This window comes from Streptomyces sp. SID13726, assembly GCF_010548375.1.
Classification (GTDB): domain Bacteria; phylum Actinomycetota; class Actinomycetes; order Streptomycetales; family Streptomycetaceae; genus Streptomyces.
Window position 1 is genome coordinate 1 of record NZ_JAAGLY010000918.1, and the last position, 379, is coordinate 379.

The following is a 379-nucleotide window of genomic DNA, read 5'->3' on the forward strand; positions in this document are numbered from 1 at the left end:
AGGAGGACAGGAACGCGATGCGCAGGGTCCGCACCGTCGCCTGCCGGTAGTCGTCGGTGATCTTGCGGATCGACTCGGCCTGGGCCTTGGCCCGCCCGAAGACCTTCAGCGTCGGCAGCCCTGCCACCACGTCCAGGAAGTGCCCCGAAAGCCGGGACAGCAGCCGCCACTGGCGATCCATCCGGGACTGGGTGGCCATGCCGATCAGCACCATGAACAGCGGGATGAGCGGCAGGGTGACCACGATGATGGCCGCCGACACCCAGTCCTCGGTGACGATCCGGGCGAGGACCGCCACCGGGACGACCACCGCGAGCCCCAGCTGGGGCAGGTAGCGGGAGAAGTAGTCGTCGAGGGCGTCCACGCCCCGGGTGGCCAG

General features: G+C 69.7%; 1 protein-coding gene. It reads right to left on the reverse strand.

Annotation, left to right across the window (positions count from 1 at the left end):
* On the reverse strand, positions 1–379 hold a 379-nt coding region (locus tag G3I78_RS50985), incomplete at both ends, for an ABC transporter transmembrane domain-containing protein (RefSeq protein ID WP_275424964.1).